11 protein-coding genes and 4 tRNA genes are annotated in these 15,858 nt (G+C 60.6%); 4 read left to right on the forward strand and 11 right to left on the reverse strand.

Translation table 11 applies throughout. From position 1 onward, the window contains the following. From ASN89_RS14125 to ASN89_RS14160, 8 genes are all read right to left on the reverse strand, one after another. Positions 1-339, reverse strand: a complete 339-nt coding sequence (locus ASN89_RS14125) for a CzcE family metal-binding protein (RefSeq protein WP_058049687.1) — start codon at positions 337-339, stop codon at positions 1-3. 127 nt (positions 340-466) lie between these two features. Continuing rightward, positions 467-1,093, reverse strand: a complete 627-nt coding sequence (locus tag ASN89_RS14130) for an ATP-binding cassette domain-containing protein (protein WP_058049688.1) — start codon at positions 1,091-1,093, stop codon at positions 467-469. Continuing rightward, positions 1,084-2,187, reverse strand: coding sequence for a hypothetical protein (locus ASN89_RS14135; protein ID WP_058049689.1), 1,104 nt, complete (start codon positions 2,185-2,187; stop codon positions 1,084-1,086). Before ASN89_RS14135 ends, ASN89_RS14130 begins: the two co-directional genes overlap by 10 nt. A gap of 101 nt (positions 2,188-2,288) precedes the next feature. Next, positions 2,289-2,365, reverse strand: a tRNA-Asp gene (locus ASN89_RS14140). A 57-nt stretch (positions 2,366-2,422) separates the two neighbouring features. Continuing rightward, positions 2,423-2,498 (reverse strand) — tRNA-Val (locus ASN89_RS14145). 217 nt (positions 2,499-2,715) lie between these two features. Continuing rightward, positions 2,716-2,792: transfer RNA gene (locus ASN89_RS14150), tRNA-Asp, on the reverse strand. A 54-nt stretch (positions 2,793-2,846) separates the two neighbouring features. Then, positions 2,847-2,922: transfer RNA gene (locus ASN89_RS14155), tRNA-Val, on the reverse strand. A gap of 99 nt (positions 2,923-3,021) precedes the next feature. Next, positions 3,022-5,190, reverse strand: coding sequence for a S9 family peptidase (locus ASN89_RS14160; protein WP_046683223.1), 2,169 nt, complete (start codon positions 5,188-5,190; stop codon positions 3,022-3,024). 142 nt (positions 5,191-5,332) lie between these two features. Here ASN89_RS14160 and dinB point away from each other — a divergent pair, with 142 nt between their 5' ends. Both dinB and ASN89_RS14170 read left to right on the forward strand, forming a co-directional pair. Further along, positions 5,333-6,517 carry a DNA polymerase IV gene (dinB, locus tag ASN89_RS14165; RefSeq protein ID WP_082654571.1) on the forward strand — a complete coding sequence of 395 codons (1,185 nt, stop codon included), beginning with the start codon at positions 5,333-5,335 and terminating at the stop codon, positions 6,515-6,517. A 118-nt stretch (positions 6,518-6,635) separates the two neighbouring features. After that, complete coding sequence (locus ASN89_RS14170) at positions 6,636-7,532, forward strand: recombination-associated protein RdgC (protein ID WP_034754435.1); 897 nt, start codon at positions 6,636-6,638, stop codon at positions 7,530-7,532. A 132-nt stretch (positions 7,533-7,664) separates the two neighbouring features. On the opposite strand, the gene ASN89_RS14175 is transcribed toward ASN89_RS14170, so the two are convergent. Together ASN89_RS14175 and ASN89_RS14180 are read right to left on the reverse strand one after the other, a co-directional pair. Continuing rightward, a complete protein-coding gene (locus ASN89_RS14175) occupies positions 7,665-10,394 on the reverse strand; it encodes a TonB-dependent receptor (protein ID WP_058049690.1) in 2,730 nt (909 codons plus the stop codon). Positions 10,395-10,914: 520 nt separating this feature from the next. After that, a complete protein-coding gene (locus ASN89_RS14180) occupies positions 10,915-11,400 on the reverse strand; it encodes an asparaginase domain-containing protein (RefSeq protein WP_034781194.1) in 486 nt (161 codons plus the stop codon). Positions 11,401-11,539: 139 nt separating this feature from the next. Here ASN89_RS14180 and ASN89_RS14185 point away from each other — a divergent pair, with 139 nt between their 5' ends. After that, entirely contained in the window at positions 11,540-12,313 is a 774-nt protein-coding gene (locus ASN89_RS14185; RefSeq protein WP_058049691.1) for a hypothetical protein, read from the forward strand. Here the strand turns inward: ASN89_RS14185 and ASN89_RS14190 are convergent. After that, complete coding sequence (locus ASN89_RS14190; protein ID WP_058049692.1) at positions 12,301-13,314, reverse strand: D-2-hydroxyacid dehydrogenase family protein; 1,014 nt, start codon at positions 13,312-13,314, stop codon at positions 12,301-12,303. The two genes, ASN89_RS14185 and ASN89_RS14190, sit on opposite strands and share 13 nt — an antisense overlap. A gap of 328 nt (positions 13,315-13,642) precedes the next feature. Here ASN89_RS14190 and ASN89_RS14195 point away from each other — a divergent pair, with 328 nt between their 5' ends. Then, positions 13,643-15,514 (forward strand): phosphoenolpyruvate carboxykinase (GTP), encoded by a 1,872-nt coding sequence (locus tag ASN89_RS14195; RefSeq protein WP_058049693.1) that lies wholly within the window; start codon positions 13,643-13,645, stop codon positions 15,512-15,514. The last annotated feature ends 344 nt before the right edge of the window (positions 15,515-15,858 follow it).

Raw genomic sequence — 15,858 nt, forward strand, 5'->3', positions numbered from 1 at the left:
TTAGCTGCCCGCGTACAGGGGATTGGCGGCAACGTACACTTGCACGCCATCGACGGCCATGTCCTTCGGCGCGATCTCGACCAGGGCGAATGTCGTTTGATGGTTAAAAGTTTGCACGTGCCACGTAAAACGCTGGCCGGCGCGCGCGATGGTGACGGTTTCGCCGCGCGTGACGTTGATGTGGCGCGTGTCGGGCTGCAACTCGATGCTGCGCTGGGCGGCGGCGTGCGGGGCGCTGCTGCCATAGTCGGAGGCCGTGCCCGTGGGGCCGGCGGCGATGGCGGAGGTGGCAAAAGCGGCGCACAGAATCGCCAGAGCGCTGCGGTGGGTGTTCAACATAATTTCTCCAAGAATAAGCCAGGCGCAGCGAGTAGCCGCGCCATGTTGTCGTTGTGGCTGCACCGGGATCGCCGGATTTGCAACACGGCATCGTAAGCGTTTCTTGTCGGATCTGCAAAGGCCAATTTCACAATTGCACCGTCGCCGCCAGCGGCACGTCCGGCGCCAGGTGGCTGGTCAGCACGATGCACTGGCGCGCCAGGCGGGCCGGCTCGGCCAGGCGCGCGCGCAGGTGCGCCATGGCCGCCGCGTCGAGGCCGTTGAACGGCTCGTCGATCAGCAGCAGGCGCACGGGCAAGGCCAGGGCGAGCGCCAGTTGCAGTTTTTTGTGCTGGCCCAGGGAGAGGGCGGTGATGCTCTGCTGCAAGGTGGACGTCATGGCAAACGCGCTCAACTCCTCATTCAGCAGGGACGGGTCGCTGCCTGGATACAGGGCCAGGTGCAGGTCGAGAAACTCGTGCACTTGCAGCCAGGGCAGGGCGGGCGTGTCGCCGCCGCAATAGAACGCCTGCGTGCGGTAGGCCAGCGGCATGCGGCCGCTGTCGACGTCATCGAGGCGGATGACGCCGCGCGCGGGCAGCAGGGCGCCGCCCGCCAGCTTCAGCAGGGTCGTTTTGCCAGCCCCGTTCGCGCCGCGCAGCCAGGTGACGCCAGGGCCGAATTGCAGATTGAATCCCTGGAAGACGCTGTGCGTGGGGAAGTGAAAATCGAGGTGCTCGACGTGCAGCACGGGAGAAGACAGGTTCAATTCCATAATTCGCTTCCGATGGCGCTCAAGGCGAGGATGGACAGGACGACGAGGGCGACGCGCCCGCGCGCCGTCAGGCGGGGCAAGCCGACGATGGCCAGCAGGGCCGCGCTGGCGGTGAAGGCGTACACCCTGGCCACGCGCTGTTGCAAGGCGGCGGGATCGATGCAATGCAGCAAGAGCGCACCTGCCAGCAGCACGGCAAACGGTGGCAGCAGGCTGGCTGCGCAGGCCAGGCGCAGCAAGGTGGCGTTGGCCAGGGGCCAGGCGTTCAGCACGGGACGCAGTACGGCGATCTGCTCGCGCACGGCCTTGTCGCCGCGGTCCGTCACAATGACCAGGCTGGCGCTGGCCAGCAAACCGAGCAGCGGTGCGGGCACGAGGGGTGTGCGCAGCAGCCAGGCCAGCATGCTGGCGCCAGCCGTAGCCAGCAGCAGGCTTTGCTGCAGGCCGATCATATTCTCGTTGCGCCAGAACGGCAGCCAGAACAGTTGGCGCCACAGGAACAGGGTAGAGCAGCGGGGCCGTTGCGGCACGTAGGCCGTCATCGTGGGGGCGCGCGCCTTTTGTGCCGGCCGCGGCGCGCGCAGGCGCTGCGTCACGATGAGCGTCGTCAGCAGCCAGGCCAGCAGCCAGACGGCGACGGTGGCGGCCACGCCGGGCACGGCGGCCGGGCGCAGCCAGGGTGGCGACTTCGCCAGCCAGATGCCGGCCGAGACGGCATAGGCGAGGCCCAGCGGCAGCATCAGCATGCCGGCCACGGCGATATCGGCGTGCCAGCGCAGGCGTGGCGACAAGGGCAGCTGGCGCAGCCAGGCGGCGGTACTGGCCGGCAACAATCGCTTGCGCAGCAGCCAGGCGGGCAGGCAGGTCAGCAACGCTTGCGCGCCCAGCAGGCCAAGGGCGGCGGGCCAGGGCAGGGTGACGGCGAGAAAGCCGGGCAGGGCGATGACGCTGAGCAGGCCCAGCAAGACGGGGCCGGCCAGGAACACGAGAATTTCCATGGAACTGGCCAGGCTGGCGGCAAATTGCAGCAAAGCATGATGGGCCAGGCGCAAGCGCAGGGCGAGATAGGGGGAAAAGCTGCGGGGCAGGCGCATCAGGCAGGAGCGGAGTCGGGGTAGCGCTGATTCTAGAGCATTTGCGGCCCCACAATGGGAAAAGCCCTTCGGTTCAGAGAACCAAAGGGCTTTTCTTTTATTGGCGGAGCGGACGGGACTCGAACCCGCGACCCCCGACGTGACAGGCCGGTATTCTAACCAACTGAACTACCACTCCAAGCTCGTATGATCTGTGTTGCTGATCCATGAAGCACTGGATAATTTTCTGTATTGGTGGTGGGTGCTGAGAGGCTCGAACTCCCGACCTACGCCTTGTAAGGGCGCCGCTCTACCAACTGAGCTAAGCACCCGCATACCCAGAAAACTATCCCGACGTTTGTCACCACGTCTGGAAGAGGCACTATTATAGGGGGCGCTTTCGTGCTTGTGCAACTATTCTTGAGGGCGAACAGCAGTTTTTTTGCTGAAAAGCGCAAAAATATTCAGGGAAGGGGGAGCTGACGTGTTTTTGGCTTCTGAAATGGGAAAAGCCCTTCGGTTCAGAGAACCAAAGGGCTTTTCTTTTATTGGCGGAGCGGACGGGACTCGAACCCGCGACCCCCGACGTGACAGGCCGGTATTCTAACCAACTGAACTACCACTCCAAGCTCGTATGATCTGTGTTGCTGATCCATGAAGCACTGGACAGTTTTCTGATTTGGTGGGTGCTGAGAGGCTCGAACTCCCGACCTACGCCTTGTAAGGGCGCCGCTCTACCAACTGAGCTAAGCACCCGTTGCTTGTCTCAGAAAACCATCCCGACGTTTGTCACCACGTCTGGAAGAGGCGCTATTATAGGACGGCTAAAATCCTTCTGCAAGCGCTTTTTTCACTTTACTCCGTAATACCCCACTGCGACAGCATCCACGCCATATTGAAAGCGTTCTCGGCGATGGCGTTATAGCGGCCCGAAGCGCCGCCATGGCCGGCGCCCATATTTGTTTTCAGCAGCAGCGGATTGCCGTCCGTTTTATATGCGCGCAGCTTGGCCACGTATTTCGCCGGTTCCCAGTACATGACCTGGCTGTCGTTGAGGCCCGTCGTCACCAGCATGGCCGGGTAATTCTTGCGCGCAATGTTGTCGTATGGCGAGTAGCTGAGCATGTAGTCGTAGGCTGCCTTCTGGTTCGGGTCGCCCCATTCCAGGTATTCGCCCGTCGTCAGGGGCAGGCTGGCGTCCATCATCGTGTTCATCACGTCGACAAACGGTACGGCAGCGTGCACGGCGTGGAACAGCTCGGGGCGCATGTTGACGACGGCGCCCATCAAGAGGCCGCCGGCGCTGCCGCCTTGGATGATCAGGCGGTTCGGGCTCGTCCATTTTTCGCGCACCAGGTAGTCGGCGCTGTCGATGAAGTCATTGAAGGTGTTTTTCTTCTTCATCAGCATGCCGTCTTCATGCCAGGCTTCGCCCATGTCCGTGCCGCCGCGGATATGCGCCTGCGCATAGATCACGCCCCGCTCCAGCAGGCTGATGCGGCTGATGGAAAAAGTAGCTTCCGTGGAAATGCCATACGAGCCATACGAGTACAGCAGCAGCGGCGCGGAGCCGTCGAGCTTGACGCCTTTCTTGTAGACGACCCACAGCGGCACTTGCACGCCATCGCGCGCTTTCACCCACAGGCGCTGCGTCGTGTAGCGGCTGCCGTCAAAGCCGCCGACGATTTCCTGCTGCTTGAGCACCGTGCGCTTGCCGTCTTGCATTGCCACGTCAATGACGGTGGGCGGCGTGACGGGCGACTGGTAGGACATGCGAAATTGCGTGGCAGAAAATTCCGGCGTGCCAACGGACGTCGCCAGGTAGACGGGGTCGTCGAACTGCACCGTTTTCCAATTTTTATGCGCGAAATCGTAGATGCGCGCGCGGTTCAGGGCGCGCGCTTTTTCCATCACCACCAGGTAGCCCTGGAAGACGTCGATGGACTGGATCACGGCATCCTTGTTGTGCGGCACGACGGTCTTCCAGTTCTTCGGCTGCGGTGCGGACAGCGGCGCGCTGACGACACGGAAATTCTTCGCCTCCTTATTCGTGACGATATACAGCTGGCCGTCGCGGTGCTCGACGATGTAGCGGTGGCCTTTTTCGCGTTTCAGCACGCTCTGGAAACTGCCTTGCGGCTTGTTCGTCGGCAGCAGCAGCACTTCGCTCGTATCCGTGCTGCCCGAGGTCAGCACGAAGAACTGCTTGTCGTGCGTGCGGTCCACGTGGATGGCGAACTGTTCCACCGGTTCATGGTAGACCTGTTGCGGCGCGCCGCCCAGGGCCAGGCGGAACACGCGGTCCGAGCGCTTGGTGGTGGCGTCTTCCTGCGCCAGCATCAGGGTGGCATTGTCCGCCGCCCACGCCAGCGAGGTCACGCGCGGCATGGTGTCCGTCAGCAGCTTGCCCGTTTTCAAATCCTTGACATGCAGCTCGTACTGGCGGAAACCCGTCGTGTCGGTGGTGTAGGCCAGCAACTGTTCATTCGGGCTGATGCTGAATGCGCGCACGGCAAAGAATTTGTGACCTTCGGCCAATTGATTCTGGTCCAGCAGGATTTCCTCTGTCGCCTGCGCATCGTAGGCGCCGCTGGCTCCCACGGGACGGCGGCAATGAATCGGATATTGCTTGCCCGCTTCCATGCGCGTGTAATAGTAGAAATTGCCCTGGCGCGCAGGCACGGACAGGTCCACTTCCTGCATGCGTCCCTTCACTTCAGCAGTCACCTTGTCGGCCAGCGGCTGGATCGGGGCCGTGACGGCGGCCGTGTAGGCGTTTTCCGCATTCAGGTAATCGATCACGGCGGGATCGGTTTTCTTTTGCAGCCAGCGGTAGTCGTCCGTGACGACCGTGCCGTGGCGCGTTTCCTGCCAGGCTGTCTTGGCGGCAATGGGTGCCGACATGGTGGCAACGGTGGTGGCGTCGGCGGCCAGCGCGGATGGCGCCAGGGTGGACAGCAGCAGGGCCGGCAGGATGGATAACCAGGCGGACCGGCGGCGCGCAGCGTGATGGGCGATAGACAAGGCGACTCCTTTTCATAGTTGTGTCAGGATTGTAATCTTGCTATTGAGAAAAGCAACCGCCGTGCTCGTGCGTTTCAACTTGCATCCATGGGCATTTCCAGCGATACTGTATATAACTACAGTATCCCGCCGCGAGGTGTCCTTGACCACATCTGCCTCCCCCCTTCCCGAGCCGCCCACCGCCCGCCGCTGGATAGCGCACCTGGACATGGACGCCTTCTTTGCCTCCGTGGAACTGTTGAAATATCCGGAATTGCGCGGCGAAGCCGTCGTCATCGGCGGCGGGCGCTTGCAGCAGCCCGTGCTGCAGGAAGACGGCACGCGGCAGTTTGCGCGCATGCGCGACTACGTGGGGCGCGGCGTTGTCACCACGTCGACCTATGCGGCGCGCGTGTTCGGCGTGTTTTCCGCCATGGGCATCATGAAGGCGGCCAAGCTGGCGCCCGACAGCATCCTGCTGCCGGCCGACTTCGAGGCTTACCGCGACTATTCGGCCCGCTTCAAGCAGGCCGTGGCCCAGCTGTGTCCCATCATCCAGAACGTGGGCATCGATGAAATCTATGTCGACCTCACCGAATACGGCGAGCAGGCGCCGGCCATGGCGGCGCGCCTGAAGGCGGCCGTGTTCGAGGCGACGGGCCTGTCGTGCTCGATCGGCCTGGCGCCCAACAAATTACTGGCGAAAATCTGTTCCGACCTGGAAAAACCGGACGGCCTGACCATCCTGCACCCGGAAGATATTGAAACGCGCGTGTGGCCCTTGCCGGCGAAAAAGATCAATGGCATCGGCCCGAAGGCCACGGCCAAGCTGGAAGCGCTGGGCGTCAATACCATCGGCGAGCTGGCCCGGGCCGACATGGCCATGCTGCGCACGCAGTTCGGCGACCTGTACACGGGCTGGCTGCGCCAGGCGGCGCTGGGCATCGATGACCGCCCCGTGCAGACGAGCCGGGAAACCAAGTCCGTCAGCCGCGAAACGACGTTCGAGCGCGACTTGCAGGTGGTGCGCGACCGGGCCACCCTGTCGGAAAAGCTGGAAAGCCTGTGCACGCGCGTGGCGGGCGACCTCGACAAACAGTCGCTGGCGGGGCGCACGGTGGGCATCAAGCTGCGCTTCGAGGATTTCAGCACCGTCACGCGCGATATCACCTTGCCCAGCGCCACGGCGGATGCCGCCGCCATCCTGCGCGCCAGCCGCGATTGCTTGCGGCGCGTGCCATTTGACAAGAAAATCCGCCTGCTGGGCGTGCGCATCTCGACCTTGTCCGATCCTGCCATCGTGACGCGGCAGGCGCCAGCCCAGGCGGAGCTGTTTCCCGCCCTGTAGCGGCATTCCCCACGCAGCAACAACACCGCGCCAGTCCGCGCTTTTGACGGCATTCCCGTGTCGAAAGTGTAGAATGGCGTTCCCCTGGCACTACTGAAACAAACGGAAGACAAAAACTATGTGGTTCAAGAATCTTCAGATTTACCGCCTGCCCGCACCGTGGGCTTACACGCCAGAACAACTGGAAGAGGCCTTGTCCTCGAACAAATTTACGCCGGCGACCAGCATGGATCTGATGCGCCAGGGCTGGGATACGCCACGCCCGAACGGCGGCCTGGTCCACGTGGTCAACAAACAGATGCTGATCCTGCTGGGCACGGAAAAGAAACTGCTGCCAGCGACCGTCATCAACCAAGTGGCCAAGGCCCGCGCCGCTGAGATGGAAGAAGCGCAAGGCTTTGCGCCTGGCAAGAAAGCCATGAAGGAATTGAAGGAACGCGTGGCCGACGAACTGCTGCCGCGCGCCTTCAGCATCCGCAGCAACGTCTGGACGTGGATCGACCCCGTCAATGGCTGGCTGGTGGTCGATGCCGCCAGCCCGGCGAAAGCCGATGAAGTCATCAAGCTGCTGTTGAAAGCCGTCGACAAACTGCCGCTGGAAAGCCTGCGCGTGCAGCGCTCGCCCGTGGCGGTGATGACGGAATGGCTGCAAGCGGACGATGCGCCTGCCGGCTTCACGGTCGACATGGATACGGAATTGCGCGCCACGGGCGAGAGCAAGGCCACCGTGCGCTACGTGCGCCACACCCTGGAAGCGGACGACGTGCGCCGCCACATCGCGGCCGGCAAGCAATGCACGCGCCTGGCCATGACGTGGAACGACAAGATCTCGTTCGTGCTGACAGAGTCGCTGGCCATCAAGAGCGTCAAGCCGCTGGACGTGATCAAGGAAACGGAATCGAGCACGAAGAACGACGAAGAGCGTTTCGACGGCGACGTGATGCTGATGACGGGCGAGCTCTCCAAGCTGATGGCCGACGTGGTCGAAGCATTGGGCGGCGAAGCGACGGCGTAACAGCAATTATGCCGGTACAAAAAAGGAGCTGCGGCTCCTTTTTTTTCGTCTGCGACGACCTTCGGCATAAAAAAAGCGCCTTGCACGGTGAAGTGCAAGGCGCTTTCAGACAAGCTAATTCAAAACGTCACATTAGAACTTGTAGTTGCCGGTGACGTAGAACGAACGCATCATTGGATCTGCGTAGCGTGGGTCGAAACCGATCTGGTGGCCCGACGATGCGCGCAGCGACAGCGGTGGTGCACGGTCGAACAGGTTTTTGATACCTGCGCGGATCGTGGTTTGCTTGTCAAAGGCGAAACGTGCTTGCCAGTCGAACGTGGTGTACGACGGCACTTGCAGGCGGAAGTTTTTCTCTTCTTTCTTGGTTGCCAGGTTGTACACGGTAGCGGCTGCATCGGTGTAGCCGTTACGGTAGTTGACCGTTACCGTGTTGCTCAGGCGGCCAGTATCGAGGGTCGTCGTCAGCTTCATCAGGTTGCGGAACGTAACTTCGTTGGTGTCGCCGAAGAAGTTCATGTTGCTGGTGTAGATATTGTCGCTACCTGCTTTGGTGTAGTTAGCGTGCAACATGTGCGTACCGCTCAATTGGGCAGTCAGCTTACCGAAGGAAAACTTGTGGTTGGCCGACAGATCCCAGTCGATACCACGGTATTCCTTCTTGCCGATGTTGACCGACAGTTTCTTGAACGCGTAGTAAGCGATCCCGGTCGAGGGTTCGACGTAGGTGCCGAAACTCGACGCGTACTTGATCGGATCGGCAAATGCCTGTTCTTCGGACACTTCCGAGACGGCATTGCGCAGTTTCACGTCCCACAGGTCGGCGCCGAACGAGAAGGCCGCGCTAGGCTCGACACGGAAGCCCAGGGTGAACTGCTTCGATTTTTCCGATTGCAGATCCGGGTTGCCTTGCGATACCGCGTTGTATTGCGTTGCTTCCGCGCGGCACAGTGCATTGCCTGGGTATGGGCAGTCAAATTTCTTGGCGGTAAAGCCGGCGTTGACCAGTGGCTGAGCAATTTCCAGCATGCTTGGCGCCTTGAAACCCGTGCCGTAGGAACCGCGGATCAGCACGGTTTGTACTGGCTGCCAACGAGCCGATACCTTGTAGGTATTGGCGCTGTCTTTTTTGCCGACAGTTTTGTTGTTCAGTTTGTCGTCGATCGCCTTGACGGCATCATGACGGCCACCCACGGTCATTTCGAACGACTTGGTCAGCGGAGCCAGCAACTCGACGAACGCGCCGTAGGTGTCGCGGCTCATGTCGTAGGCGGGCTTGGTGTTGAAGTTGTAGATATCGTCGCCGGTGGCATTGCTGCCTGGCGATTGTTCATAGGTGTAGGTGCGGTAGTCGCCGCCGATACCCAGGCTGGCTTTGCCGCCTGGCAGGTCGAACAATTCACGCGAACCGTGCGTGTCGACGCCGCGCATCGTGGTCGATGCGGTACGCACGGAGCCAACGAACTGCGCGCCAGCCACTTGCGCTTGCACGGATGGGTTTTGTGTGGCTGCAAACGGGTTGAAATCCGGATTGGCGAGGATGTTCTTGAACTCCTGGCTCTTCTGGTAACCGCCCGTGTAGCGCTCGTCGATCGAGTTTTGCGACCAGGTCAGGCCGCTTTCGAAGTTCCACGCGCCCAGTTCGCCTTCCACACCAACGACCATGTGTTTGGTTTCGGTGATGGTGTTGCTGGCGCGCAGGCCGAAGTCGGTGCTGCGGTAGTTGGCCGTCACCGATTTGACATCGGCACGTTGCGCTGGCGTCAGGTAGGGCGACACATAGGTGTTGTACAGCGCGCTGTCTTTGGCGATTGCGATCGGGATCGGATTGGCGGCAATACGCGCCGTCAGGTCGTAGCGCGAGTAGGCCAGTTCGGCGAATGCGTTCAGGTTGTCGTTCAGCTTGTACGTTGCTTTGGAGAACAGGCTGTCGCGTTTCGATTGCGGCACGATTTCCACGGTGGAGCCCGTGTCGAAGCCACAAGCGCGTGCATTGGCGGTGGTGATGTCGAAACCTTCAGGGCAATTGCCATTTTTAGCCAGGTAAGGCGAAAACGCGGTCGATGGCGCACCGCTATTGTAGGCAACGGTGGCGCCTGCTGGCGAACCCGAGGTGCTGGTGCGGTCCCAGATGTAGTTGTTGCCGTTGCGGCTGAATGGCACATACGAGCTAGCGGCGAAATTGCGGTCGGTGGCGCGCAGTTTCGACTGCTCATCGTGGCGGTACGACAGCAGCACATTGAAGCGGTCTTCGTCCAGGTCGCCGAAACCGTAGGTGACGCTGGTATTCCAGGCGTTGCCGCCCTTGTCTTCCGGAGCGCCATAGGTGGCTTCCAGGGTGGCGCCTTGCTGGTTTTTCTTCAGGATGAAGTTCAGTACGCCGGCGATGGCGTCCGAGCCGTACAGTGCCGAAGCGCCGTCGGTCAGGATTTCCACGCGCTCAACCGCGCTCATCGGAATGGCATTCAGGTTGACCGTGGTACCGGAGCCTTGTGGCGCGATGCGGCGGCCGTTCAGCAGTACCAGAGTGTAGGACTCGCCGATACCGTGCAGCGATGCACTGGTATTGCCGCCCGAGTCGGAACCGGCAGCAACTGCGCCGATGGTGAAGCCTTGCATGGCTGGCAGGGCCTGGATCAGGTCCGCTACCGAGGTGGCGCCCGATTTGGCGATCGCTTCTTGCGACAGGCGCTGCACAGGCAGGGCGCCTTCGACAGCGATACGCTTGATGCTCGAACCGGTAATTTCAACTTTTTGAATTGCTTCGTCCGCCATGGATTGGCCAGAGAACAAGACGCTGCCTGCCAGGACGGTCAGGGCCAGGCGTACGCTGCGTACGCCGATTTTTTCTTTAAATGCCATTGTAACAATTACTCCGTAGTAGTTTTAATAACGACAAGCAGTACACGAGCACCGCTCAGGTCATCGGATAGATGGCCTGCGGAGGCGTGTACGGTAGGCGGAACCACGTCGGTGGGAGGTGGAAGACTACTTAGCGCAATATTGTTATAAATGCACTTTTTACTTGTCGAGGCAAACATTATGTCGTCTCAGTAAGAAAAAATGCACGTTAACCGTGTCGGATTTGGCAATAAATTAGAGATGCTGAAGAATATTTGATTTAAGTGTTAAATATAAAGTTTATGTTTAAAAATATTGCCGTTTTAAAAAATGATCAATGGTGTTTTTATACAACATTAAATTATTGTATTGGCAATTTGATGTTCTACCTACAATAATTTGATGAAAACCAAGGAATCGCAGAATTTATGCCATGTGAAAAAACGTAAAAAAGCCCGCTAAAAGCGGGCTGGTCGAATTGTGACAGAGTGTCAGTCAGGCCGTGTGCCGGTCTGCTTTTGCGCCCTGTCCCGCCATCGGCTTACAAGGGCTGGAATACGCCGGCGGCGCGGTTCTTTTGCACATTGTCCCAGGCGAAGATCTGGCCATTCATGGCCACGTACACGCCGGCTGGCAAGGTTTGCGCCACGCCGCAGGCAAAGCCGAGGTTGAACAGGGCATCGGAATTGTCGATTTCGTAGGGAATCATGGCACCCGTCAAAATCACCGTTTGCTGCAGGTTCGCCGCGCCCAGCACTTGCGCCGTTTCGCGCATGGTGTCGGTGCCGTGGATGATGACGATGGCTTTCTCCTGCGCCGCGCGGCACGAAGCCAGCACGCGCTGGCGGTCCGCATCCTGCATGTCGAGCGAGTCCAGCAGTGGCAATTGCTCCAGCGCCACGGGCGCCGTCATGCGCGCGCGGGCAATCGCTGCCGGCAAATGACTGTCGGAAAAGCCCAGAGTACCGTTCAATTCGTTGTAGTGCTTGTCGAAAGTGCCGCCGGTGGCGAGTATGCGCAAAGTCATGATGTGGTCACGATGTCAGTGGAGAATGACGCGCATGATATCGTGGATTGGCGCCCTTGCGTGAATGGCGCCGCATCTGGAAAATTTGGCCATCTGTGAGTACACTGGTTTCTTTGTTTGCCTGCCACCCCGACTCCGTATGAAAGCGCTCGCTCCCGGTACCGTCATTTTTCACCGCCACCGCGGTTACGGGGTGATCACGTCCGTCAATCTGCTGACGGGCTGGATCGCCGCCCGTTTCGGCAGCGAAGCGCGCACCCTGGATCTGAACCTGTCGACCGACGACGTGCAATTCGCCGATGGCGAAGCGATCCTGTTTCGCCGCGCGCCGCCGGACCGCATGCCGCACGCGCGCCTGATGGCCATGGTGCGCGAGCTGCACCAGGCCGGCTATCAAAAACTGTATCTGTATTTCTGGCCCAAGCCGTCCGGCCTGCACTGGCGCTGGCATTTGTTTACGGGGCCGCGCGACTGGATGCAGCGGCCCTGGCGCGAAGGCTGGTACGGCTCGGGCGCCGATTACAACGTCAACCCCGTGATGGGCTGGGGTGATTCCCCTGGCGCCTCCACTGGCGAGCTGATCGATGCCCTGGCCCGTTTCGACCCGCAGGGGCTGGCGCAGGCGCTGGGGCGCGACGACGACCATACCGAGTGGTTTGGCCGCGTCTGCGACGCCTTATTGCCCAACTATATGTACAGCTTGGACATGCAGCGCGCGGCAGGCGAGCCCTTGCAAGACATGCCGCCCGTGCCGGTGGTGGCCGTGCGGGCCGGCGTGGCGCCGTATGCGGGACCGCAGATCGCCTGGCCGCCCGGCTGGGCCGGCCTGTGGCGCGGCCGGCACGAACTGCCGGCGCCCGCCATCCGCATCACGGGCGAGCCGGACTTGCTGAAGGGTTTTCAGCGTTCCTGAGGGCTTTGCCGCGCGTGCTGCAACGCTTCGGGATTGAGCAGGCGCGTGCATTGATTCTGCGTAAAATCGACGATGTTTTGCAAGGCGTAGCGGAAATACAGCTCATAGCTGTCACGCTCGACGTAGCCCAGGTGTGGCGTGGCCAGCACGTTCGGCAGCAGCAGCAATGGCGAGCCTGGCGGCAAGGGTTCATCCGTAAACACGTCCAGCGCGGCAGCGCCCGGGCGTCCCAGCGGCAGTGCCGCTTCCAGCACACTGTCGGCGACCAGTTCGGCGCGGCTGGTGTTGACGAACAGGGAAGTCGGTTTCATGCGCGCCAGGTCTTCGCTAGTTACCAGGCCGCGCGTCTTGTCGGACAAGCGCAGGTGCAAGCTCAGCACATCGGCTTGCTCGAAGAAGGCTTCACGCGACTCTGCCGCCGTATCGCCGGCCGCCACGGCCGCCGCGCGGCTCGCATCGCTGCCCCACACGAGGATGGTCATGCCGAAGGCGCGGCCATAGCCGGCGATCAATTGCCCGATCTTGCCGTAGCCCCAGATCGCCAGGGTGCGCCCTTTCAATACCGTACCGAGCGTATTGCGCGTTGGCTCCAGCGACGCTGTCTGCCACAGCCCCTCCTGTAAATGTTGTGCGTACGGCACGATCTTGCGCTGCGCCGCCATGATCAGCGCCCACGTCAGTTCGGCTGGCGCCGTGGGCGAGCCGATGCCTTCCGCGATAGCAATGCCCAGCTCGGTGGCGGCCGCCACATCGATGTGTCCGCTGACCTTGCCGGTTTGCGAAATCAGTTTCAGATTCGGCAGTTTCGACAGCAAGGCCCGGTTGAAACTGCTGCGTTCTCGGATCAGCACCAGCGCGTCGAAAGGCGCCAGGCGGATCGCCAGCTGGCCCAGGCCCCGCGCCGTATTGCTGAACACTTTGACCTCGTGGCCGTCGAGCAATTGGAAGCAATCGAGGCCGCGCACGGCATCCTGGTAATCATCGAGTATGGCAATTTTCATAGTGGATGGCCGATTTTAGTAAGGATTTGGTAGGGAAATAACAGGATACGGGAAATGCTGAATAGCCTACTACATTAGTCAAGCTATTCTCCTACATTTTTGCGAGAATAGCTGTTTGGCGGGTGTACAATCGCCGGCACTTTTGAAGCTTCCTGATTATAGTGATAGCGCAAACTGTTCCTGTAGCCTGGGTGCATGATCCAGGTAAACGACACCAGAGCCCTGCCCGCGTGAACACGCCGCCGGCAGTGAGCCGCAGCCACCTCTCAACGATGCTGCCTGTCTTGCCGGAACGACCAGAATTTCTTTTATTGGTATTGGAGGTAATATGAATCAGCCCGTCATGGGTGGCGTCGCCGCACTCAACGTCCCAGCTTATATTAAACAACAGAAACTGATCAACTGGGTGGCCGACATTGCCGCGCTCACCAAGCCAGACCGTATTTACTGGTGCGATGGTTCGCAAGAAGAGTACGAGCGCCTGTGCGCCGAAATGGTTGCCAGCGGCACCATGAAAAAACTCAATGCGGAAAAGCGTCCGAATTCTTACCTGGCCTGCTCCGATCCGAGCGACGTGGCCCGCGTCGAAGACCGCACGTATATCTGCTCGGCAACGAAAGAAGCTGCCGGTCCGACGAATAACTGGACCGAACCTGGCGAAATGCGCCACACCCTGAACGGCCTGTTCGATGGTTGCATGCGCGGTCGCACCATGTATGTCGTGCCATTCTCGATGGGCCCGCTGGGCTCGCCGATCGCGCACATTGGTGTGGAACTGTCCGATTCGCCCTATGTCGCCGTCAACATGAAGATCATGACCCGCATGGGCCGTGCCGTGTACGACGTGCTGGGTACCGATGGCGAGTTCGTGCCGTGCGTGCACAGCGTGGGCGCACCGCTGGCCGCCGGCCAGGCCGACGTGAAATGGCCGTGCAACAGCACCAAGTACATCGTGCATTTCCCGGAAACGCGCGAAATCTGGTCTTTCGGTTCCGGTTACGGCGGCAACGCCTTGCTGGGCAAGAAATGTTTCGCCCTGCGCATCGCCTCGAACATGGGCTACCAGGAAGCGCAAGCATCCGACAACAACCCGGGCTGGCTGGCCGAGCACATGCTGATCCTCGGCGTGGAATCGCCGGAAGGCAAGAAGCATTATGTCGCGGCAGCGTTCCCATCGGCTTGCGGCAAGACCAACTTCGCCATGCTGATCCCGCCGGCAAGTTTTAACGGCTGGAAAGTGACCACCATCGGCGACGATATCGCCTGGATCAAGCCGGGTGCCGATGGCCGTTTGTACGCCATCAACCCGGAAGCGGGCTACTTCGGCGTGGCGCCGGGCACGAACGAAAAAACCAATTACAACTGCATGGCGTCCATGCGCGACAACACGATTTTCACCAACGTGGCGCTGACGGACGACGGCGATGTCTGGTGGGAAGGTTTGACGAAAGAAGCGCCAAACCATCTGATCGACTGGCAGGGCAAGGACTGGACGCCGGCGTCCGGTACCAAGGCGGCGCACCCGAACGCGCGCTTCACGGTTGCGGCAACGCAAAACCCCGTGATCGACTCGGCCTGGGACGATCCGGCCGGTGTGCCGATCTCTGCCTTCATCTTCGGCGGCCGCCGCTCGACCACCGTGCCGCTGGTCACTGAAGCGCGCAACTGGGTCGAAGGCGTCTACATGGCCGCCACCATGGGCTCGGAAACGACGGCCGCGGCCGTGGGCCAGATGGGCGTCGTGCGCCGCGATCCATTTGCCATGTTGCCGTTTATCGGCTATAACATGAGCGATTACTTCCAGCACTGGCTGGACATGGGCGTCAAGGTGGGCAAGGTCAATCCGGCTGCCCTGCCGAAGATCTACTGCGTCAACTGGTTCCGTACGGACGAGGCTGGCAAGTTCGTCTGGCCTGGCTTTGGCGACAACATGCGCGTGCTGAAATGGATGCTGGAGCGTATCGAAGGCAAGTCCGGCGGCGTGGAAAACCTGTTCGGCACGACGCCGCAGTATGGCGACCTGAACTGGGATGGCTTGCCATTCACGCAAGAACAGTTCGACACCATCACCTCGATCGACAAGGCCGCGTGGGTGGAAGAATTGAAATTGCATACGGAGTTGTTTGAAAAACTCGCGTATCATCTGCCGCAAGAATTGGCAGATCACAAGGCTGCGCTGGAAAAGCGGCTGAGTGCGTAACTAAGTTAGCGTAAAGCGGCATCTGACAAGCGTAGCGAGCGGCAGTGATTTGTGGCTAAGAAGCGCAACCGTGCTGAAGCACGGTGAGCATCGCAGGCCGCAAAGCGCGCCGCGCAGTAGCTTGTCAGGTGTTGAGAGTTGTAGTGGGGGAGAAACACGTCGGCAAAGACTGGCGTGCGATAAATGACACGCCGGCAATGACTGGGGTGCTATCAAAAAGAGAAACGGCGCGGATTGCATGAGCAATCCGCGCCGTTTTTTATTGCGCTGCGTCCTTATTGCTTCAGCAGCGGCCCCAGGTATTTACCCGTCACACTGGCCGGATTCAGCGCCACGTCTTCCGG

Origin of the sequence: Janthinobacterium sp. Ant5-2-1, from assembly GCF_001445815.1 — a bacterium.
Classification (GTDB): domain Bacteria; phylum Pseudomonadota; class Gammaproteobacteria; order Burkholderiales; family Burkholderiaceae_D; genus Janthinobacterium; species Janthinobacterium lividum_E.